Consider the following 20,218-nt stretch of genomic DNA (forward strand, 5'->3'; position numbering starts at 1 on the left):
ACGAAAAATTAAGGAGAATTGCTAATGAGATGATTGCTACCTTAAGTTCGAAATTATATTCTTACATGCTTCCTGAAGAATCCCTACATCTACAGAATATGAAATATAATCTATTCCAAATTGTTTCCATCTCAGCGCATCTTCCACATTATCTGTAAAAATTCCGGTTTTTTTACCTTTTGATTTACATTTGGATATAATAAATTCAATCTTTTCCAATACCAGAGGATGATTGATTTGGCCTGGAACCCCCATTGCCTGTGAAAGATCATAAGGCCCCAGGAAAATAATGTTGACATGCTCAACATTGATGATTTCCTCGATATTTACAATTGCTTCTGCCCCTTCCAACTGCAGAATTACATAAGTTTCATTGGATTGGGAGAAATACTCAAATCGATTCTTGTTGGAATACTCTGCCGCTCTTACAAACCTGCATACTCCCCTCATACCAATTGGTCCAAACTTAGCAGCTTTTACTGCTAGCATAGCATCTTCAGCATTGGTGATTTGCGGCACTTGCACTCCCTTTGCACCAATGTCTAAAGCTTTTCCTATATGAATTGCTCCATTTTCAGGCACTCTAATTATAGGGAAAGTTCCAGTCAGTTGTGCAGCTCGGACTAAATTCTGCGCATTTAGAATACTATTAGGTCCATGTTCTAGATCAATAATGATAAAATCAAAGCCCGCAAAACCCATCGCTTCTATCATGGATGGATCTGATGTTTTTGAAAATGGTCCGATTACACTCTGCCCTTTGTCTAGTTTGTTAATAAATCTCATGTCAATCAATAGGAATAGGTGAATAATTTTTAGAACGTGATTGAAATTCTGTAATAAATTTACTTATTTATTATAATATCCTCTTGAGTAAAAGTTTATTAAATAAAAAGTGCCCTTTCGGGCACTTTCAGAACATTATTTTCTTTCTTTAAACTTGTCGCCTTCAAAAATTAAAACTGGATTTCCTCGATCTATATTAACCTGATCATTCCAACGTTCTCTATTATAAAGAGCCTCTCCTTGTTTGTTATCACTTTCAAGCAAATCCCTTAATCTCTTTAGAGCAAGTTGCTTATTCTGCAGTTGAGACCTACTGTCCATCACTTGTACGGAATGGCCACTTGGTAAATGGATAGCCCTAACAGCTGAACTCACTTTATTCACGTGTTGCCCTCCAGCTCCACTGCTTCTCATAGTCTGGAATTGAACATCCTTTTCAGATAGACCTACATTTTCTTCCAATGGATCCAATTCTAGCACTTCAACAAACCAGTTTTTTCTAGGATGATTTGGCCTAAAAGGACTACGACAGATCCAAAGAACTACTCCAAGCCATCTGCTAATCAATTGAGGGCAGTTTTTACCTACGATTTTGAATTTCACTGATGATGGAAATGGGTCTTGAACATCCTTCACATTTATTATAATCTTCAAATCTAAAACCTCGGCTTCTTTTTGAATTTTCTGGAAAACATGCTGAACAGCTAAACAACATTCTTTGGGACCTCGTCCAGAACTTATTTCTATGATTTTTTCCATATCAAGTTATTTGTCCATTCTAACTATCTTAGGTGTAAATGTGCCTAAGACGTTTACCAATTCCTGTTGCAGGCTGATTACTTTTTCAATATCCTTGTAAGCCATTGGAGCTTCATCAACGGAACCACCAATCAATTCTACCTGATAGCTATCTAAAATCTTGGACATTTCACTTTTGCTGATGGAATTCTTACAAGCACCTCTAGACATCTGTTTTCCTGCTCCATGCGAAGCTGAATTAATACTTTCTATGTTCCCTTTACCTTCAACAATAAATCCTTTGGCTGTCATAGAGCCTGGAATAATACCCAACATTCCTACTGAAGCTGGGGTTGCTCCTTTCCTATGGACAATACATTCTTTATCACCTACTACTTCTTTCCAAGCAAAATTATGGTGATTTTCAATAGTAAGCCTTGGACGTTTACCAATGGCCTTAGCCAACCGTTGGTGGATGTTGTCATGGCAGGCTTTGGCATAATCGCCAGCAAGATTCATCGCAAGCCAATATTCTTGACCATCATGCGTATCAAGATCTAACCAAGCTAAGTGTTGAACATGTTTTGGTAAAGGACATTGCTTAATTGCCAAATAACTATAATGTTTGGCAATATTAGCACCAAGCCCACGTGATCCAGAGTGTGACAGTACAGCGAGATAAGAACCTTTTCCTAATTCCCAATTAGGTTTTGCATCAACGAGTTCTACAATTCCAAACTCCACAAAATGATTTCCACTTCCTGAGGAGCCTAACTGTTTGTAAGCTTTGTCCTTCAGTGATTTTAGTATTGGAATTTCTTGAAATTCCGGCCTTGAAAATAACTCATGATCAGTCCTAGTCTTTTGAGTTTCTGTTAACCCAAAGGCAGTATTATCTTTCAAGATATTTCTTAATTGAAATTCTTTACCTTTCATGTAAGATGCTGGAATATCAAAGATAGAAAGACTCATCCTGCAACCGATATCTACCCCTACACCAAATGGAATTACAGCATTGTCTGTTGCTAGTACCCCACCTATTGGCAATCCATATCCAGAATGTGCATCTGGCATAAGAGCACCCTGAACTGAAATTGGAAGCTTTAAGGCATCGTATAACTGTCTCTTTGCTACTTCATCGATCTCATTTTCTCCAAATACAGAAAATGGCACTCTTTGAGTTCTTAATTGTTGCAAGCGCACTTCAACAGGTTTTATCAATCCTTCAGCGACCTTCCCCCATGTTCCATGTCCTAGAAATTGATCGGGATTTAATAACACAGATCTTGCCTCTAATAATATTTGTTCTTTTTTTTCGCGTTTCCTATATCGCGTAATTTGACCCAATGCAATGTTAATTGCATTAATTTTTGGAAAACCCAATTTAATGAGGTCTTTCCCAGAAAGTTTACTTCCCATTATTATCTTATTATCTTATAAAATCCTGCTAAAAACAGGTGTTAAAATGGATAATTCGGGAATTTTTGAAGAATCAAATAGAATAATAAATAATAAATCTAACAGCCAACAAAAAAGCCCGAATGTCTTCGAGCTTTCTTCATATTGTGTTTAAAAACTATACGATTGAAAAAGCACGAAGAAAAGCTACAGCAAAACCATTTGCTGTTGAAGCTTGAAAAGTAGATTGAATCACAAACATATCTTCGTCTCTATTATTGGGTTAAAAAATATTTATCGCCACAAAGTTATTAAAATTTATTTCACAAAAAAAAATCCTAAAATCAATTTTCTATTTAAAAAATTTAAAAGTCATAATTATCTTGATAATCCTGCTCATTGTTATCAATGATTTTATCAATTAAAAACCATAAGATATCCCTTTCAGAACCAAATCGTTGAATCATTTTGTTCCAGGAATTTGCATTGAACTGTATTTCATTACCTTCATTATCTGAAAAATTCCATTTCCCAAAAACATCTTTTCCAATACTTGCAGAATAATTGTTCCATTTATACTCTAGATCTCCATGAACATTCCTTTTAATTGAAAGGGCACCATCCCTACCCTGCTCTTCAAAATAATCGTGGCCAAATATGTCTCTTCCAGATTCCGATTTATACCCCCTGTTATCTTCAACAATTTCTTTATTGAAAATATCGACCGAATGTTTAACCTTATAACCTTGTTCACGATACATCCTACGAACAAGCTTCCTGAATAATGCTGATTTTCCTGGATTATCGCTCATTATACCTGGATAATGCCTACCAAGATATTTCTCATCGAATTCAACAGAATTATTTGCATTATCTGAGAATTCTAATCCATTAAAAAAATTCTTCACCATGGTTGCTTTATATCTCCCATCCATCGAGTTGAATTCAAGATGTCCAAAAAAATCATTCCCGTAGGAACCCCTTTGAGCATATACATGAATACATAAAAATGTGGTAATAAGTAAGATTAGTAATTTTTTCATATCAAAACTTTTCAGTTGGAGTAAATTTATTTAAAAAAGATTAATGCAAATAAAAAATAATTTCTCCAATTGGTCTACTCTATTAATTTCACAAACATTTTAATTCGGAAAAATATAACATCATAACAGTTTTGTTTCAAATCACAAATTACATTTTAACCGCTATCCATTTTTTCTGAATTCTACTTTTGTATCTTTAGCTATTCAAACCAATATTATGAAAACTAATAGGCTTCTAGTAATCTACATAACCAGTTTACTTTTTCTATTTATCCTTGGATGTCAAAAGGATAATCACAAACCAAATGAAACAGACCAAATAAAAAAACTCACAACAAGCTCAAGAACTTCTCTTGGTGACAACTATTTAAATGGAGTCAATAATGAAGCTACTGAAAGTGAAATGGATTTAAAATATGATAAAGAAAACAAATTAATAGAAATTGGTTTGTTTAAATTCATTTATGGGGCAAACGGTAGAGTTGAAAAGAAAGTATTTATTAATCAGGATCCCAATTTTCCTTACGAAGAAATCTTTGAATGGGACCCACTCGGCAGATTGAAAGAAGTTAAAGTCTCAAGTGCTAACCAAAGTATTGAATTCACCACCGAGGATGGTGAGATCAGCAACAGCCTGATAATAGCTAAATTTGAATACAATTCAACAGAAAAAAAACCATCAAGAATTTATTATCGTGATCGTCTTTCCTTTTCAGACTCTAAGTTTTCAAAATTTATGAGTATCTCTTATAAATATCAGGGTGATGATATTTCAGAATGCTTGATGGAGGACATTAATATTCCCATTCTGAATCCTTATCACTTCATGTATATTGATATTAAAGTTTTCTACAAGAATGGAAATACAAAACATTATCTTAAAAATATTTACGATCAAATAGGCTTTAACCCTATTACAATTTATGAAGTAATTCCTGAGCATTTACCAGAAAAAGATATCGCAATCTTAGTGCAAGAGAATAATTCGGATCCAAATTTGGATTGGAATGATGCAACCAGCTACACAGTTGAAAAAGATAATAGATCAAGACCTATTGGGGTTTACAAGAAAAATTTGATCCTGAATCCTGAAAATGGAAATCCACTATTAAGCGAAGAATCAAAAACAATAATAGACTATAATTAGGTTAAATTAATGTTTATTGAATTAATATTTATTCAATTTAATTTCCATGTTTGAACATTTTTATTTACATTAGGGTTAATTATTGAACCACCGAACTAATTATTAATTATTATGAATGCTCTTGACGCGCATTTATACGAGATTTCCAAGGGAGTCAAATTTGGAGAATTGAATGTTCCGGATTTGGGTCAGATTGTTCCTGCGGCCTTAATGATGCAAGAAACCTCCAACAATGAACCTGTAGAATGTAGCTACATGAACAATTGGGGCACAAATTTTTTAGGAGTATGTCCTGAAGAAATTGTTGAACTTGGACCTTTGTATTATGAGAAATTCTTTATAAAAGAAGAAATACATTCTTTCTTTGGAGGGTTACAACAGTATATTAAAAATGCTGAATTTGATAAAACCTATAATTTTTTCCAAAGAGTAAAACATTATTCCTCTCAATCAATGATATGGTGTTTTACCACATGCAAAATCCTGGAAATTGAATCAACCAATAATTTAGTTGTATTGTCGACTCCAATTGATGGAATGGATTATTTAATCAAAAGAGTCAACAAAACATTAGACCTCGATGAATATCTAAGGGCAAATTATAAGAAATTTGCACAATTGACAAATCGAGAAAAAGAGATTATCCGATTGCTTTCCAATGGGCTGTCAACCCCTGAAATTTCAGATCAACTTTTTATTTCCTCACATACGGTAGCAACTCATCGGAAAAATATCTGTAAAAAGATTGAAAGTAGATCATTTGCAGAATTATTGAAATTCGCAGTCACATTTGATTTGACATAAATAAAAAACCTGAGCCGGGGAAGCTCAGGTTTTTTTTAACTAACCAATTATTAACCTAAATTATGAAATTATTTACTCATTACTCTTTTACTCTGTTTGTACAATATTAAACGCAAAGCCTATGCCCAAAGTATTTTATACATGTATAGTTAACATTTTTTAACAAGGATATAAAACTATATTACAAAACAAATGGCCTCTGGGAATCCCAAAGGCCATACTCATTAATCTGGTTAATATAGTTTGGTAAAATTTCTAAATCAATCCTCTATCCTTGCAATAAACCACTAACTGCTCATTTTTAGTGAATCCCAAAACTTCCTTCATCAGATTCAATCTCTTTTCGATACTACTCAATCCCGAAGGCTTGATATTTTTATCTTGGAGGATCTGTGGGATATTTTTTTGAAGAATTCCATTGGACAATGAAGAAATGATCTGTATATCCATGGCTGTAAATTCATGTGAATTTTTTGAACGCAATGCCAACCTTATATCAGGTGATTGGTAGATTTTATTGCTATCGACTGCTTTAAGGGCATCCTTAAAATGTTGGCCATCATGCCTAGCTTTTCTTACATAACCATCAATCTGATAATTTCTGAACAAGTCCTCAATTAAACTGATCCTTTCTATGGAAGAAAATACAATAACTTTGAGCTCTGGCTGTAATTCTTTTGCTGCTTTGATTAAATCTTTTCCATGTGTAATTTTTTGAGGTACAATATCATCCTCAAAAACAAGATCTGTAATCAATAAATCATAAGGTTCACCTTCGCGGATCGCATTTCTGATCCATGTTAGTGCATCGTCGCAATAATAAACATACTTTGTTTCTGCAACACCATATTCTTGAACAGTACGGTGAACAGATAAGTTTGCAACTTCATGATCTTCAGCAATCAGTACTTTTTTAAACATAAATGCCTATTTATTAATAGGGATTTCAATATTAATCCCTAATCCATTTTCAAATTGTTTCTCAAAAGTAATTTTACCTTTTAAATTATTTATACGGTTTTCCGTATTACTCAATCCATTTCCAAATTTTTTATCCTCAGGCATTCCAATCCCATTGTCTTTGTAAAAAATCAATAGATTGGAACCGTCATAATCAAATCGAATAATAACTTCATCAGCCCTACTATGCTTTTGCATGTTTACCATTAATTCCTGTAAAATTTCTTCAATGTTGATCTTTAGATTTGAACTGCACATATCCCAAACAGCTTGATCATTACCCGCAATTAATACTGTTCTATATTCATTTGAAAATGACTTTAGGAGATCTGAAACAACGAGATGGAAAGCTACTTCTTGTTCTGCTTCATCCTCAACCTCATAAGAAATGTCCCTCGATTTATCATACATGATTTCCAAGCGATCCAACAACTCCTCCCTATCAATTTTATCTTTGTTTTCTAGTTCAGCCATAACCCTATAAATTCCATTTGCAACAACATCGTGTACTTTCCGAGAAGTTTTCAGCTGACTTTCTTTAATCCGGTTTGCAGCAGCTAGCTCTAATGTAACTTTTCTGCGCTTATATAATATCCAGATATAATAACTGGTCAAACCAATAATTATTAAAACCATACAAAAAATTGCTAATTGCAAATTTATCCTATATTGTTTTTTATCGATTTCATTCTGAAGTTTAAGGTTATGAGCTTTATTCTTTTCAACTTCATATCGTACCAGAGCAAATTGATTTTTCGCGGTCATACGAGCCAACTCTACGCTATCTACTATTTCCTGGTATTTTTCAAAACTTGATTTATCAAATTCATCCATTGTCAATAACAAATATCTTTTCATGGAAGCTAATCTAGCATCTGAATTTTTAATTTTATTGGCAATTTCTATTTGTTTTTGAGTATAATAAAGTGCAGAATCCTGGTTTCTATCAAGATAATAATTTGCTATGTTGGAATAACTAGAATTCAGACCCCATAAATCATCCCGATCGGCTCTTATTTGTAATGCCTTCAGCATTTCTGGGATTGGATTGTAAGATGAATCTAATAAAAATTTAGCTCTTGAATAATTTGTTATAAATCGTGCATAATCTGTTGAATTAGAATCTGTTTTAGGAATGATTTCTTGAAAAATATCAATAGCTTTTTTGTAGTTCTTTATATGCATATAATTCGTTGCCAAATTGTTTATAAAAACATTACGACTTGTTGAATCTAAAGAATATTTAATAGCTAATTCAATATATTCGTTCGACTTTTCAGGCTCCTTTAAATATTCTGCGACATTACTCAAATTGCCATAAATACTACTAAGTACATTAAACTCACTACTGTCATTGGTATCTAAATAATTCAGGGCTTGAATTGACGTTTCTTGAGAACCATAGTAATCACCCAAATCTGTTTGATTAATTGCCATGTTTACCAAGCTACTCGCAACCCCTAGACTGTCTTTATTTTCCAAATAAAGTAGCCTAGCTTTTTCAAAGTATACAAAAGCACTATCAGGTTCATTCTTTTCCAAAAATTCATAAGCCTGCTCATAGAAATGATTTTTTTCATGAGGCTCGTCCGGATTCACTTGTTTATTGCAAGATACAAACAGCAATATCCCTGCAATCGCTAATAATGGTTTCAATGGTAAATAGTTAAAGCACTAAAATAATAATTTATGCATTATGTTTAATCCCTCCACACTAATAATTACAGATATGAAACAATTTTTCACTCAAGGAAAGCACAACTTATTAGAAATCTTTAGAGTAATCATCATATCAAACTCTTTTATTAAACTAAAAATCAAATATTTACAAAAACCAAATCAATTCCTCAATCTTTAACTTTTATAAAGTTACAAAGGATAATTTTTGAAAAATTTAATTTGACAATTTAACAAGAATGACACTAACATCCCGTTTCACAATAAAAATACCAGATAATTTATGCGTAATTAATATTCATCGATATTAATCGAGAATGTTTTTCGCTTATAAACAGTAGATATAACACTACGAAAAAAGAATTTCCTTTGTGATTACGCATATGTTATATCATAAATTCACTTGCCTTTCTTAACTTCAACAGCAAAACTCAACAAACAACAGCAAATACATACATTATGGGATTTTTAAATAGATTATTTGGAAAATCTTCATCGAAAAAAGAAACCGAAAAACCAGAAAAACAAACCACAGAAAATACTCCTACATTCGAGCCTATAAAAACAGAATTAGAATTATTAGAAAGATATGTTGCCTTGGGATTTGAGAAACAGATAGATTTTTCGGAACTAATTGAAGGGAGAAGCTGGGATGCGGATTTAACTCGCGGCACCATTACTTTTGGAGAAGACATGGAGTTTCCAATTCAAATTATAGGAAGTTTTTCCTATTCTGTCAACACCTGGTTATGGGCGTGGGCAAATAGTCAGTCAAACTTACCGGAAAATTTAATGGTAGACGCAAAGAAATTAAAAGCATACGGCGTGCAACATAAAATTGACCAACTCAGGACGCCAGAATATACTATTAAACAGGAGGACCTACATCGATTAGGATTAATAGCAGTCGGAATGTTTAATGCTGATGGATATTATTTCGCTGATTATGGAAGTGGAATAATGCTCATGACAGTGAAATCTGATGAAATTAGAAAAAACAGGAAAATTGGACACTATAGAATATTTACAACATTCCCACAAGTAATTTCAAACTTCAATCTAGACCACAAAAATGCTTTCATAGCCTATTTAAAAGCAAAAGGCTACCTAATAGAAGAAAAAGAAAATAAAATAATTGGAACTAAAGGTTCTGATAGATGTGTAGCCATCTTAGATCAATCGCATAGAATAATAAACCTGGAAGGATAATATTTTCAAAGAATATTAATGGCCTCTGATTGCTTTTATTAATTCATCTTTGGTCATATTATGCCTATTTTTAATACCAATTTCTTTTGCCTCTGCCATTAGGTCTACCTTGGTCCTTTCGTCTAATTTTTTAGACCTGTGATCGATGGTACCTGCGGCTTGGGCATTAGAAATTCGTGCCGCTTTTTCTTTGCTCATTCCTTTATCTACCAAAGCATCATAGGTATCAGGCTTCTTGATTTGTGGAGCTTTATCTCTAGGCATAACTTTAAATTTTAATATATCTTTAGAACACCCAGAATTAATAATTGTTGAATCTTATTGAACTTCTTGATTTTTTGGAATTTGGACATTTCGCTTTGAAAAAACAGTTGTACCAATACTCGCCAAAACTACACAGGCGACAGATAACCATTGTGTAATGGTCAAAAATTCATGTAAAAATACGAGACCAGAAAGTGCAGCAAACGCTGGTTGCAAACTAGTCAGAATACTGAATGTCTTAGTAGGAAGTTTACCCAATGCAATCATATCTAAGGAAAAAGGCAAAGCTGAAGATAAAATGGCAACCAATAGACCTTTTCCAAATAGACTCAGGTTTAAATGCAAAATTGCTCCGTCCCATAATGCAAAAGGTAAGATAAAAAGGGTTGCTATAATCATTCCGGCGGAAACAGCTTGTCTTCCTTCCATAATCTTTGAAACTTTGCTCCCCATCATGATATATACAGCCCAAAATGTCCCTGCCAACAAAGCAAATAACAAACCTAAAGGATCAACACCATTACTTTGCCATGGGACAATCAAGAGAATCCCTGCGCAAGCTAAAACAGCCCAAACAACATCCAGCAATTTCCTAGACAGTGCAAATGCCAAAAACAATGGCCCTACAAACTCAATAGTTACACCCAGGCCCAATGGTATTCTTTGAATTGCCATGTAAAAAATCAAATTCATGACAGCAATCCCAAGACCATAAGCAGAACAATACAACCATTGCTGCTTTGTAAAAGTATGGAGTTTGGGCCTAGTAATGAGATATAAAATTATTGCTGAAAGTCCAATCCGCAATGCCGTGGTAGCTATTGGACCTATAGCTGGAAATAATTGCTTTGCAAAGGAAGCTCCGCCCTGTACACAGATCATAGATAAAATGGCGGCAGTAACGGCAAATTTTGTGTTTCGGATCATGTATTTCACCCAGGTTATTGCCGTAAAGATAAGGCAACTAGATAATTTCTCCTCAGGATTTGTTAAATTAAGTTATCACACAATTATCTTTGAACGATAAATCTTAAATTAGAATATAGTTTTAGGAACCAAAAATCATATCATGAAATTCAAACTAATTATTTTCATCATATTTAATTTCCTATTCACATCAGGTCTATATGCTCAGATTCAGTACAGCTATCCGGGAACTATCTTTTCCAGTGATAGTACTCTTTTATTAAAAAACATCGAAGTAATTAATAAAAGAACAAAGCAAACCTTATATTCAGGTGCTGACGGATCATTTCACATTGACGCAAATCCATATGACAGTATCATGTTTGTCCATCCTCATTGGAATACACTCACTATAGAAGCTTACGATTTGCCAGAGTTGGTATACCTTCAGAAGAAAGCTATCGTATTAGAGGAAATAGTCATAATGGGAAATACAAAAGCAGCAAGATTTAAGGAATTGCACGCCATGAAACATGATTACAATGTTAAGGGTGGCTTACATTATTCTGGAAAACCACCATGGTACCTCCTTTCTCCTTTTGGAGGCTCACCCATAACTTTCTTTTATGAAAAATTCAGTGCTGCAGGGAAAAACGCACGAAGATTTGAAAAGTTCATGAATCAAGAAATCGAAAATATGGAGGTCGACCAAATATTCAATAAGGTTTCCATTTATGAAATTATTCCAATGGAGAATGATGAACTCGAAAAATTTATGGTTGAATATAGACCAGACCTTGAAACTGCTCAATATTGGACGACTTATGACTTACATGTATATGTAAAAAATTCCTACAAAGAATTTAAAGAAAAGAATTCCCAAAACCATATAAACCTAAAGTAAACAGCACTACATACAGGCTTTTACGTGTAGTTTAAATAACAAATTATTTCTTTTAGTTAATTCATTTAGTTAACTTGCCCAAGCTTTAGGGGTGTCTGCACTTGTTGCAGGCTGAGATTTTACCCTTACAACCTGATCTAGATCATACTAGCGGAGGGAAAAGTAAAATGTCTTTCATGGGTCGCCTGTATCCAATGTAGCCATTCCTAAAGCATATTTATTGCTTATAAACTTTAATGGAATGGTATTAATCATCAATCATCAATTAACAAACTTTGCTTTTCCAATTAACAATTTGGAAGAATTAATGCATTTGGAACTCAAAGGCAAAACAAATGGCGTAGCTATAGCTCTTAACAATCAAGTTATTCCAAGAAACTCCTGGTCTGTTACTCCATTGGCAGACAACGATTCAATTCTAATCATTACCGCAACCCAAGGTGGATAATCCTAAAACAAAAAATCATGAAAGAACAAGAAATAACAACGAACCCATTTTCAAATTCGAAAAAAGTATTTATCCCCGGAAAGATCCATCCCATACAGGTTGCGATGAGAGAAATATCGCTAACTCCAACAAAACTTTCCAATGGCTCCGTGGAAATTAATCCTCCAATCACTATTTATGACACCTCCGGTCCTTATACAGATGAAAACGTCACAATTGATATCCGAAAAGGAATAAATAGACTCCGAGAAGAGTGGATATTAAATCGTAATGATGTAGAAGTCCTGGACAATATAAGTTCTGAATATGGCATCCTAAGATTGAACGACTCCAAATTGGATGAGCTGAGATTTTCATATAACCACAAACCGAAAAGGGCTATCGAGGGGGCAAATGTAACTCAGCTACATTATGCTAGAAAAGGAATCATTACACCAGAAATGGAATATGTTGCTATAAGAGAGAATCAAAAGATAGAACAACTGGAAACTGTTACAAAAGGAATGGCAGAACAACATCCTGGTCAAAATTTCGGAGCAAAAACACCAACTTACATTACAGCTGAATTTGTAAGAGATGAGATTGCTGCAGGTAGAGCTATCATTCCAAACAATATTAATCACCCCGAAAGTGAACCAATGATCATCGGCAGGAATTTCTTAGTGAAAATCAATGCCAATATAGGTAATAGTGCAGTCAGTTCGAGCATCGAAGAAGAAGTTGAAAAGGCTGTATGGGCCTGTCGCTGGGGCGCTGATACCATAATGGACCTTTCAACAGGAAAGAACATTCATGAAACTAGAGAATGGATAATTCGAAATTCTCCAGTTCCAATTGGAACAGTACCAATCTATCAAGCATTAGAAAAAGTAAAAGGAATTCCTGAGGACCTTACATGGGAAATTTTTAAAGATACATTGATCGAACAAGCTGAACAGGGAGTCTCTTATTTTACCATTCATGCTGGTGTATTATTGCGATATATTCATCTTACCGCCAAAAGGGTAACCGGAATTGTTTCTAGAGGAGGTTCCATCATGGCAAAATGGTGCCTATTTCACCACAAAGAGAATTTTTTATATACCCACTTTGAAGAGATATGTAAGATTATGAAGCAATATGATGTTGCTTTTTCTTTAGGAGATGGCCTGAGGCCAGGATCTATTGCTGATGCCAATGATGCTGCACAATTTGCCGAATTGGAAACGTTGGGAGAACTAACGAAAATAGCTTGGAAACATGATGTTCAGGTAATGATTGAAGGTCCCGGTCATGTCCCAATGCATATGATAAAGGAAAACATGGAAAAACAGTTAAAAGAATGCGATGAAGCACCATTTTACACTTTAGGACCATTGACGACAGATATAGCTCCAGGATATGACCATATCACCTCTGCAATTGGAGCTGCAATGATTGGATGGTATGGCTGTGCCATGTTGTGTTATGTCACTCCAAAGGAACACTTAGGCCTGCCAAACAAAAAAGATGTAAAGGATGGAGTTATCACCTATAAACTTGCTGCACATGCAGCTGATTTAGCAAAAGGCCATCCAGGAGCACAATATAGAGACAATGCCCTCAGCAAAGCGCGATTTGAATTTAGATGGGAAGACCAGTTCAACTTGTCCTTAGACCCTGATACTGCTAGAGAATTTCATGATGAAACACTGCCAGCAGATGCAGCAAAAGTTGCTCATTTCTGCTCAATGTGCGGCCCAAAATTTTGTTCAATGAAAATCACTCAAGAAATCAGGGAAGCAACCGAAGAAGGTTTGCTCGCGAAATCCCAAGAATTTATCGAAAAGGGTAAGGAAATATATCTATGATCATTGTAATTTCTCCATTGAGCATCATATCCAATGAAATAAATCATGTAAATGAGATGTTTGAAAATGGAATGGATCTTTTCCATTTCAGGAAATATGGTTTACAAGATGAAACAGTATTGGAATATTTGAATAAAGTAAATCCTATTGATAGGATGAAAATAGTGCTTCATTCGCATAAACACCTATCACACGAACTTGGAATTAATCGCTTGCATTTTAATACTGAGGATAGAATTAGTTTACACCCAGATTTAATAGCTATTGGGCAACAACTATCCACATCTACTCATTCAATTGATGAATTCAATGCTTTAAATCAAACATGGACTTATGCTTTTTTAAGTCCAACTTTTAAAAGTATCTCCAAACCCGGTTATGGTAAGCTAAAGACAGTATTGAAAGACATTAAATTCAGAAATAACCAAGAAATGAAACTAATTGGTTTAGGAGGCATAAATTATCAGAACATGGACCAAGTCTTACAAAATGGAGCAGATGGAATAGCACTAATGGGATCAATATGGAATCAAAATAAACCAGCAGCATATATAAAAGCATGCAAACAAAAGGAAAGGATTTGGAATGAAATTGAAAATGAACAATCTTGAAAGAATCCAGTATATATCTGATGGATTTGATTATAACGATCAAATTGAAAACGTCAAAAATGCTTTAGACAACGGAATACAATGGGTTCAGTTAAGGTGGAAAACTTACCCTACAACTAATGAGCTTCACAAACTTGCCTACAATATCAAAAAACTATGTCAAGAATATAAAGCAACCTATATAATCAACGACCATGTATCTCTTGCGAAGGAGATGGATGCTGATGGCATCCACTTGGGATTAAACGATGAGTCAATTGACTCAGCAAAGAACATATTAGGAGAATCTAAAATATTTGGTGGAACCGCAAATACTTATGAAGATGTTATTCGACGTCAAAGGGAAGGCTGCGATTACATTGGCTTAGGACCAATGAGGTTCACGCCTACAAAAAAGAAGTTAAGCCCTATCCTAGGATTGGAAGGTTATAAAAACATCTGTAATAAAATTAAAGCTGGAAAAATTGTTACTCCTCCAATTTTTGCTATTGGAGGTATAGAAGAAAATGATATCCAAAAGCTCATCCACATCGGTATATATGGAATAGCAGTATCCGGTTTGATAAAAAGAAATCCTGAATTGATTACAAAATTGAAAACAAACTATGAAGAACAAATTAATAATTGCAGATAAAGTATTTAGTTCCAGACTGTTCCTTGGCACGGGTAAATTTGGCGATTTAACACAGATGTCGGAATCTGTGTTAGCATCACAGACAGAATTAGTTACATTAGCATTAAAACGAATTGATTCCAAATCCCAAGAAAATAACCTGTTGGAATCTTTAGTCCTGCCACAAGTTAGTTTACTACCTAATACCTCCGGAGCAAGAAATGCCAAAGAAGCTGTGTTGGCTGCTCAGTTGGCTCGGGAAGCATTGCAGACAAATTGGGTAAAGCTTGAAATACACCCTGACCCACGCTATTTAATGCCTGACCCTATAGAAACGTTGAAAGCTACAGAAGAACTGGCAAAATTGGGCTTTGTAGTCATGCCATATATCCATGCAGACCCCGTACTATGTAAAAAACTGGAAGACGCTGGAACCGCAGTCGTCATGCCTTTGGGCGCTCCAATAGGTAGTAACAAAGGACTAAAAACTGTTGATTTTCTTGAAATAATTATTGAACAAAGTCAAGTACCAGTTGTTGTTGACGCAGGAATTGGGACACCCTCCGATGCAGCCAAAGCTATGGAAATTGGTGCAGATGCAGTTTTAGTAAATACAGCAATTGCAACCGCATCAAACCCGATCAAAATGGCCGAAGCATTTAAATTGGCAGTCATAGCTGGAAGAATAGCTTACGAATCAGGTCTCGCATCAGAGAATAATAAAGCTAATGCATCCTCCCCACTCACCTCTTTTTTAATGGACTAATAATGGAAATAAAAGATTATTTAAATCAATTCAGTTGGTCTGACGTTGGAAATAGAATAATGAGATGTACTGAAATTGAAGCTCAAGCATCTTTAAATCGACCAAAAAAAAACATTTTGGATTTCCTCAACTTGATCAGTCCGGCAGCAGAACCACTATTGGAAAAAATGGCAATCATGAGCAATCAGATTACCCAACAAAGATTTGGTAAGACAATTCAGCTATATGCTCCTATGTATTTGAGCAACGAATGTCAAAATATTTGTACCTATTGCGGTTTCAGTATGGACAACAAAATTAAAAGAAAGACACTGAGCAATACAGAAATTGTTCTAGAAGCACTTGCCCTAAAGGACATGGGCGTAAACCATGTCTTATTAGTTTCTGGTGAAGCCAATAAAATTGTTGAAATAGAATATTTTCTGAATGCAATCCGTCTTTTAAAACCCTACTTTTCAAATATTTCAATCGAGGTCCAACCTCTATCTCAATACGAATATGAAAGACTTCATCAAGCTGGAGTTCACTCTGTCTTGGTATATCAAGAAACCTACCATGAAGAAGTTTATAAAACTTATCACCCAAAGGGAAAAAAGTCTAACTTCAATTATCGGATCGATACACCTGACCGTATAGGTTCAGCTGGAATCCATAAAATTGGAATGGGGGTGCTTTTGGGCCTTGAAGATTGGAGAATCGATAGCTTTTATAATGCTATGCATTTGGAATACCTTCAAAAAAAATACTGGCAAACCAAGTATTCCGTATCATTTCCCAGGCTCAGACCAGCCGAAGGTTTTGTAGAACCTAATTTTATTATGGAAGACAAACATCTACTCCAACTAATCTGTGCATATCGATTATGGAATCCAGACTTGGAGATTTCCATTTCTACTCGGGAAAGTGAAAAATTCAGAGATCATATTATTAAATTAGGCGCTACAACAATGAGTGCAGCTTCAAAGACGAATCCAGGAGGATATACGGTAGATCCGCAATCATTAGAACAATTTGAAATCTCCGATGAAAGAAGCATGCAGGAGATAAAAAATAAAATAAAAGAAGTCGGTTATGATCCAATTATGAAGGATTGGGACAACTGCTTCTCTGCAATCAATTAGGTAAATTATGGATCAAGAATTCAGTCGATATAGTAGACAGATTTTTATGGAAGAAGTCTCGGTCGAAGGACAACGGAAATTGAAGAATTCCAAAGTATTAGTAGTCGGTGCAGGCGGGTTGGGCTCTCCTGTAATTCAATATCTATCTGCCGCAGGTGTTGGAAAACTAGCCGTAGTTGATTTTGACATTCTGGAAATCCACAACCTTAACAGACAAGTGATACATCAGGAAAAATTTATCGGAAAACCCAAAGTTGAAAGCGCTGAATCATTTGTCAACCAATTTAATTCAAGTATAGAATTTATTCCCATAAACTCAATGCTGTCTGAAGATAATATCACCTCCATCTTGGCAGATTTTGACATAGTGGTTGACGGATCTGATAATTTTGAAACTCGATATTTAGTAAACGACTATTGTATCAAATTGGACAAACCTCTCGTTTATGGAAGCATATTCTCTTTTGAAGGTCAAGTTGCAGTCTTCAATTACCAAGGCAGCAAGCAGTTGAGAGACTTATTCCCTACTCCTCCAAATGCTGAAGATATTCAGAATTGTGACCAATTTGGTGTACTAGGTGCACTGCCAGGGATTATTGGAAGTATGATGGCCATGCTAACATTGAAAATAATCATTGGATTGCCAATTCAACCAAACCAGCTAACTCTCGTCGATTGTTATAACTGGTCCTTTAGGCAAATAAAATATTAAGATAGTAATTAGTGTGACCCTAATTCTTAAAAACCAGGATGGCAGGGTAATCCCTGCCAATCCTGTAACAAACTAATAAATCTAATATAAAACACCAATAACTATTTCTTTAAAACAATGGTTTGACCTAATGAAAAAATAATCTGCGAATAGTTTTTATCTTTTTGAACCGTGGTACCATTTAACTTTACAACCACATGATATTCTCCAGGATCCGTAGGTATATCAAAAAGAAAGGAGGTCGCCTCTTCCTCAATTGTATGACTGAATACTGAAATATGCTTAGTTGGACCAATAATTTTATTCACCTCTAAAAATACCTTCAGTGGCCTTTCAATTTCTGAAGGAATTTGTTGCGGAATTTGCCAACTCAATTTAACTTGACTTGTTCCCACAGCCTCAGATTTCAAATTCTCAACAGTTGGCAAACTGACTCCTTCTTTTACATCAAACTCATCTTTACGACACGCAGAAATTATTACCATAACAATCAGCGCTATTATATATCTTTTCATAATATATCTTTTTAATATCCCGGATTTTGTTTGTATGATCCCTTAGACCAATTCATTTGTGGTTGTGGAATGGGCAAATACTCATCTCGCCCAGCTACAAACCTTCCTTGATTGTACCAATCAAACCTTCTTTTTTCTTTGTTCAAATATTCATTCATGGTTTCTGAAAGAAGCCCCCATCTCAATAAATCAAAATATCGCCTTCCCTCATTAGCAAACTCTAACCTGTTCTCCCAGATTATGGCCTTCTTTAAATTCTCTTTGTTCAAAGTAAAATTCACCCCTGGCTTGTATAGTTCAATTTTATAATTCATCCATAGCGTACCATCAGCTTTTTTCAAATGTGCCAAGCTTGTAGCTGCTCTGCTCCTCACCCTATTCACCAAGTTCAACGACTCCTGCAACTGTCCCTGCTCCATCAAAATCTCAGCCTTCCAAAGTAATACTTCAGAATACCTAATTTCCTTTTTATTCATGGAATTATAAATGTAGAATGGCTTGAATAAACAATTACAATTTGGATCAACTTGTTCTTTCATAGAATTGAAATAACCATATTGAAAAGGTGCTCTCGAGCCTGATTCCTGATAGATAATTGCATTATTATATTTCCAAGGATAACCTGGGATTGCAGCAGTATGCCCTAAACGAGGGTCAAAAGAATGAGATGTGAAATATTCTTTATACTTGTCTCCCATAAATTCTGTGTTATTATAGTTTTCAAAATCAGGTAAACCAGTATTATCTGTTTTAAAGGCATTAATCATTGTATAAGAAACCTTGTGGAAATCACAGCAACTGAAAAATGGAGTCCACCATGGCGCATTTAACTCATCCCCACGATTTATACGCCCATCTGTCGTTCCATCATCAATGGAATATTGAATTTCCCATAGTGATTCCTTCGTCTTGTTGTCAAATTCAGGCAGGAAATTGTTTGCAAAATCTTCTTCTAAGTCAAATTGACTTTTGTCCTTAGTCATAATTTCATTGATATGCACCAATGATTTTTGCAAAGTCTCTTTATTGATATTGACTACTTTATGTTGGTCATTTTGCTCGTATGCCCTGAAAAGTAAAGCTTTTGCAGCAAATGCATGCGCAGCATATTTTGTAGGTCTACCTTTCTCTGTCTGAATATCTGGCAAAACTTTAGCTGCATCTTCAAAATCCTGGATGATTCTATCCCATATTGGCAAATCATTTTTCATATCATCAGGTCTATTGGAAATCCCTTCAACAATCACTGCATCATTAGGAACCGTATCATCGATAAATGGAATATATTTCCATCGCAATTTCATCCCCAAATAGATCCAACTGCGGAGAAATTTCATCTCTGCAATCCGCTCTTCCTTAAGTTCATATTCTGCCGCATCCATCTCATTCAATAGACGGATAGCCGTGTTGCACCGACTGATTCCTACATACCCTAAATACCAAGGGCCATCATTATTGCCAATATTGGGGGTTACGGCCGTATAAATTTCCATCTCATACCAAGGAGTTTGGTCACTGAGACCTCCACCACCTTTATAGGCATCATCAGATCTGACACTCTGAATCCATGGTGCATGAGTGGTACCAAAACCTAAACCAGGCATAGCCGCATAAGCGGCCACAACAAAATTGTCAATTAATTCAGGCTTGGAAACCTGCTCCTCCGACAATACTCCTTTTGGATTTACATCTAAAAATTTGGAACATCCAATCAATGAAAATGATAAGAAGATATATATTATAGATTTTAAATTTTTCATGATAGCT

21 protein-coding genes and 1 riboswitch are annotated in these 20,218 nt (G+C 34.9%); of the genes, 11 read left to right on the forward strand and 10 right to left on the reverse strand.

Annotation, left to right across the window (positions count from 1 at the left end):
* Nucleotides 1-36: 36 nt before the first annotated feature.
* The 4 genes from CRT24_RS11560 to CRT24_RS11575 all read right to left on the reverse strand — a co-directional run bounded on the left by CRT24_RS11560 (nucleotide 37) and on the right by CRT24_RS11575 (nucleotide 3,965).
* Complete coding sequence (locus CRT24_RS11560; RefSeq protein WP_099371388.1) at nucleotides 37-786, reverse strand: HpcH/HpaI aldolase/citrate lyase family protein; 750 nt, start codon at nucleotides 784-786, stop codon at nucleotides 37-39.
* Between the two features lie 135 nt (nucleotides 787-921).
* Nucleotides 922-1,545: a peptide chain release factor H gene (gene prfH, locus CRT24_RS11565; protein WP_099371389.1), complete on the reverse strand. Its 624-nt coding sequence runs from the start codon at nucleotides 1,543-1,545 to the stop codon at nucleotides 922-924.
* Between the two features lie 6 nt (nucleotides 1,546-1,551).
* Entirely contained in the window at nucleotides 1,552-2,943 is a 1,392-nt protein-coding gene (locus CRT24_RS11570; protein ID WP_099371390.1) for an RtcB family protein, read from the reverse strand.
* Between the two features lie 344 nt (nucleotides 2,944-3,287).
* Entirely contained in the window at nucleotides 3,288-3,965 is a 678-nt protein-coding gene (locus CRT24_RS11575; RefSeq protein WP_099371391.1) for a hypothetical protein, read from the reverse strand.
* Nucleotides 3,966-4,182: 217 nt separating this feature from the next.
* On the opposite strand from CRT24_RS11575, the gene CRT24_RS11580 reads away from it, so the two are divergent.
* Entirely contained in the window at nucleotides 4,183-5,112 is a 930-nt protein-coding gene (locus CRT24_RS11580) for a hypothetical protein (protein ID WP_099371392.1), read from the forward strand.
* Between the two features lie 111 nt (nucleotides 5,113-5,223).
* The gene (locus tag CRT24_RS11585) at nucleotides 5,224-5,916 is read left to right on the forward strand and encodes a response regulator transcription factor (protein WP_099371393.1); all 693 of its coding nucleotides are present in this window, start codon (nucleotides 5,224-5,226) and stop codon (nucleotides 5,914-5,916) included.
* Nucleotides 5,917-6,171: 255 nt separating this feature from the next.
* On the opposite strand, the gene CRT24_RS11590 is transcribed toward CRT24_RS11585, so the two are convergent.
* A complete protein-coding gene (locus CRT24_RS11590; protein WP_099371394.1) occupies nucleotides 6,172-6,837 on the reverse strand; it encodes a response regulator transcription factor in 666 nt (221 codons plus the stop codon).
* Nucleotides 6,838-6,843: 6 nt separating this feature from the next.
* Nucleotides 6,844-8,418: a sensor histidine kinase gene (locus tag CRT24_RS11595; protein WP_144034571.1), complete on the reverse strand. Its 1,575-nt coding sequence runs from the start codon at nucleotides 8,416-8,418 to the stop codon at nucleotides 6,844-6,846.
* A 594-nt stretch (nucleotides 8,419-9,012) separates the two neighbouring features.
* Between CRT24_RS11595 and CRT24_RS11600 the strand changes: the two genes are divergently transcribed.
* Nucleotides 9,013-9,762: a DUF6882 domain-containing protein gene (locus tag CRT24_RS11600; RefSeq protein ID WP_099371396.1), complete on the forward strand. Its 750-nt coding sequence runs from the start codon at nucleotides 9,013-9,015 to the stop codon at nucleotides 9,760-9,762.
* A gap of 15 nt (nucleotides 9,763-9,777) precedes the next feature.
* Here CRT24_RS11600 and CRT24_RS11605 read toward each other — a convergent pair whose 3' ends face one another.
* Nucleotides 9,778-10,026, reverse strand: a complete 249-nt coding sequence (locus tag CRT24_RS11605; protein WP_099371397.1) for a Rho termination factor N-terminal domain-containing protein — start codon at nucleotides 10,024-10,026, stop codon at nucleotides 9,778-9,780.
* Between the two features lie 54 nt (nucleotides 10,027-10,080).
* The gene (locus CRT24_RS11610; RefSeq protein WP_099371398.1) at nucleotides 10,081-10,953 is read right to left on the reverse strand and encodes a DMT family transporter; all 873 of its coding nucleotides are present in this window, start codon (nucleotides 10,951-10,953) and stop codon (nucleotides 10,081-10,083) included.
* A gap of 142 nt (nucleotides 10,954-11,095) precedes the next feature.
* On the opposite strand from CRT24_RS11610, the gene CRT24_RS11615 reads away from it, so the two are divergent.
* The 8 genes from CRT24_RS11615 (at nucleotide 11,096) to CRT24_RS11650 (ending at nucleotide 17,936) form a co-directional block, all read left to right on the forward strand.
* On the forward strand, nucleotides 11,096-11,836 hold the full coding sequence (locus CRT24_RS11615; protein WP_099371399.1) for a hypothetical protein: 741 nt from the start codon (nucleotides 11,096-11,098) through the stop codon (nucleotides 11,834-11,836).
* A 77-nt stretch (nucleotides 11,837-11,913) separates the two neighbouring features.
* A riboswitch (TPP riboswitch) is annotated at nucleotides 11,914-12,012 on the forward strand.
* Nucleotides 12,013-12,077: 65 nt separating this feature from the next.
* Nucleotides 12,078-12,284 (forward strand): sulfur carrier protein ThiS, encoded by a 207-nt coding sequence (gene thiS, locus CRT24_RS11620; protein WP_099371400.1) that lies wholly within the window; start codon nucleotides 12,078-12,080, stop codon nucleotides 12,282-12,284.
* Nucleotides 12,285-12,301: 17 nt separating this feature from the next.
* Nucleotides 12,302-14,113, forward strand: a complete 1,812-nt coding sequence (gene thiC, locus CRT24_RS11625; RefSeq protein WP_099371401.1) for a phosphomethylpyrimidine synthase ThiC — start codon at nucleotides 12,302-12,304, stop codon at nucleotides 14,111-14,113.
* Nucleotides 14,110-14,724, forward strand: coding sequence for a thiamine phosphate synthase (locus tag CRT24_RS11630; protein WP_099371402.1), 615 nt, complete (start codon nucleotides 14,110-14,112; stop codon nucleotides 14,722-14,724). The genes thiC and CRT24_RS11630 overlap by 4 nt, the downstream gene beginning before the upstream one ends.
* Complete coding sequence (locus CRT24_RS11635) at nucleotides 14,699-15,358, forward strand: thiamine phosphate synthase (protein ID WP_257214030.1); 660 nt, start codon at nucleotides 14,699-14,701, stop codon at nucleotides 15,356-15,358. The genes CRT24_RS11630 and CRT24_RS11635 overlap by 26 nt, the downstream gene beginning before the upstream one ends.
* Complete coding sequence (locus tag CRT24_RS11640) at nucleotides 15,330-16,103, forward strand: thiazole synthase (RefSeq protein ID WP_099371403.1); 774 nt, start codon at nucleotides 15,330-15,332, stop codon at nucleotides 16,101-16,103. The genes CRT24_RS11635 and CRT24_RS11640 overlap by 29 nt, the downstream gene beginning before the upstream one ends.
* 2 nt (nucleotides 16,104-16,105) lie before the next feature.
* On the forward strand, nucleotides 16,106-17,224 hold the full coding sequence (gene thiH / locus CRT24_RS11645) for a 2-iminoacetate synthase ThiH (RefSeq protein ID WP_099371404.1): 1,119 nt from the start codon (nucleotides 16,106-16,108) through the stop codon (nucleotides 17,222-17,224).
* 7 nt (nucleotides 17,225-17,231) lie between these two features.
* Nucleotides 17,232-17,936 (forward strand): HesA/MoeB/ThiF family protein, encoded by a 705-nt coding sequence (locus CRT24_RS11650; RefSeq protein ID WP_099371405.1) that lies wholly within the window; start codon nucleotides 17,232-17,234, stop codon nucleotides 17,934-17,936.
* Nucleotides 17,937-18,037: 101 nt separating this feature from the next.
* Here CRT24_RS11650 and CRT24_RS11655 read toward each other — a convergent pair whose 3' ends face one another.
* Together CRT24_RS11655 and CRT24_RS11660 are read right to left on the reverse strand one after the other, a co-directional pair.
* Nucleotides 18,038-18,451, reverse strand: coding sequence for a DUF4945 domain-containing protein (locus CRT24_RS11655; RefSeq protein ID WP_144034572.1), 414 nt, complete (start codon nucleotides 18,449-18,451; stop codon nucleotides 18,038-18,040).
* An 11-nt stretch (nucleotides 18,452-18,462) separates the two neighbouring features.
* Nucleotides 18,463-20,211, reverse strand: a complete 1,749-nt coding sequence (locus tag CRT24_RS11660) for a RagB/SusD family nutrient uptake outer membrane protein (protein ID WP_099371407.1) — start codon at nucleotides 20,209-20,211, stop codon at nucleotides 18,463-18,465.
* Nucleotides 20,212-20,218: the final 7 nt, after the last annotated feature.

Source organism: Sphingobacterium sp. 1.A.5, from assembly GCF_002734235.1.
Lineage (GTDB): Bacteria > Bacteroidota > Bacteroidia > Sphingobacteriales > Sphingobacteriaceae > Sphingobacterium > Sphingobacterium daejeonense.

Excerpts from the sequence above, each read along its gene's own strand:
- CRT24_RS11560 (WP_099371388.1), bottom strand. The coding sequence starts at position 786 with ATGAGATTTATTAACAAACTAGACAAAGGGCAGAGTGTAATCGGACCA.
- prfH (WP_099371389.1), bottom strand. The coding sequence starts at position 1,545 with ATGGAAAAAATCATAGAAATAAGTTCTGGACGAGGTCCCAAAGAATGT.
- CRT24_RS11570 (WP_099371390.1), bottom strand. The coding sequence starts at position 2,943 with ATGGGAAGTAAACTTTCTGGGAAAGACCTCATTAAATTGGGTTTTCCA.
- CRT24_RS11575 (WP_099371391.1), bottom strand. The coding sequence starts at position 3,965 with ATGAAAAAATTACTAATCTTACTTATTACCACATTTTTATGTATTCAT.
- CRT24_RS11580 (WP_099371392.1), top strand. The coding sequence starts at position 4,183 with ATGAAAACTAATAGGCTTCTAGTAATCTACATAACCAGTTTACTTTTT.
- CRT24_RS11585 (WP_099371393.1), top strand. The coding sequence starts at position 5,224 with ATGAATGCTCTTGACGCGCATTTATACGAGATTTCCAAGGGAGTCAAA.
- CRT24_RS11590 (WP_099371394.1), bottom strand. The coding sequence starts at position 6,837 with ATGTTTAAAAAAGTACTGATTGCTGAAGATCATGAAGTTGCAAACTTA.
- CRT24_RS11600 (WP_099371396.1), top strand. The coding sequence starts at position 9,013 with ATGGGATTTTTAAATAGATTATTTGGAAAATCTTCATCGAAAAAAGAA.
- CRT24_RS11605 (WP_099371397.1), bottom strand. The coding sequence starts at position 10,026 with ATGCCTAGAGATAAAGCTCCACAAATCAAGAAGCCTGATACCTATGAT.
- CRT24_RS11610 (WP_099371398.1), bottom strand. The coding sequence starts at position 10,953 with ATGATCCGAAACACAAAATTTGCCGTTACTGCCGCCATTTTATCTATG.
- CRT24_RS11615 (WP_099371399.1), top strand. The coding sequence starts at position 11,096 with ATGAAATTCAAACTAATTATTTTCATCATATTTAATTTCCTATTCACA.
- thiS (WP_099371400.1), top strand. The coding sequence starts at position 12,078 with ATGGTATTAATCATCAATCATCAATTAACAAACTTTGCTTTTCCAATT.
- thiC (WP_099371401.1), top strand. The coding sequence starts at position 12,302 with ATGAAAGAACAAGAAATAACAACGAACCCATTTTCAAATTCGAAAAAA.
- CRT24_RS11630 (WP_099371402.1), top strand. The coding sequence starts at position 14,110 with ATGATCATTGTAATTTCTCCATTGAGCATCATATCCAATGAAATAAAT.
- CRT24_RS11635 (WP_257214030.1), top strand. The coding sequence starts at position 14,699 with ATGAAATTGAAAATGAACAATCTTGAAAGAATCCAGTATATATCTGAT.
- CRT24_RS11640 (WP_099371403.1), top strand. The coding sequence starts at position 15,330 with ATGAAGAACAAATTAATAATTGCAGATAAAGTATTTAGTTCCAGACTG.
- thiH (WP_099371404.1), top strand. The coding sequence starts at position 16,106 with ATGGAAATAAAAGATTATTTAAATCAATTCAGTTGGTCTGACGTTGGA.
- CRT24_RS11650 (WP_099371405.1), top strand. The coding sequence starts at position 17,232 with ATGGATCAAGAATTCAGTCGATATAGTAGACAGATTTTTATGGAAGAA.
- CRT24_RS11655 (WP_144034572.1), bottom strand. The coding sequence starts at position 18,451 with ATGAAAAGATATATAATAGCGCTGATTGTTATGGTAATAATTTCTGCG.
- CRT24_RS11660 (WP_099371407.1), bottom strand. The coding sequence starts at position 20,211 with ATGAAAAATTTAAAATCTATAATATATATCTTCTTATCATTTTCATTG.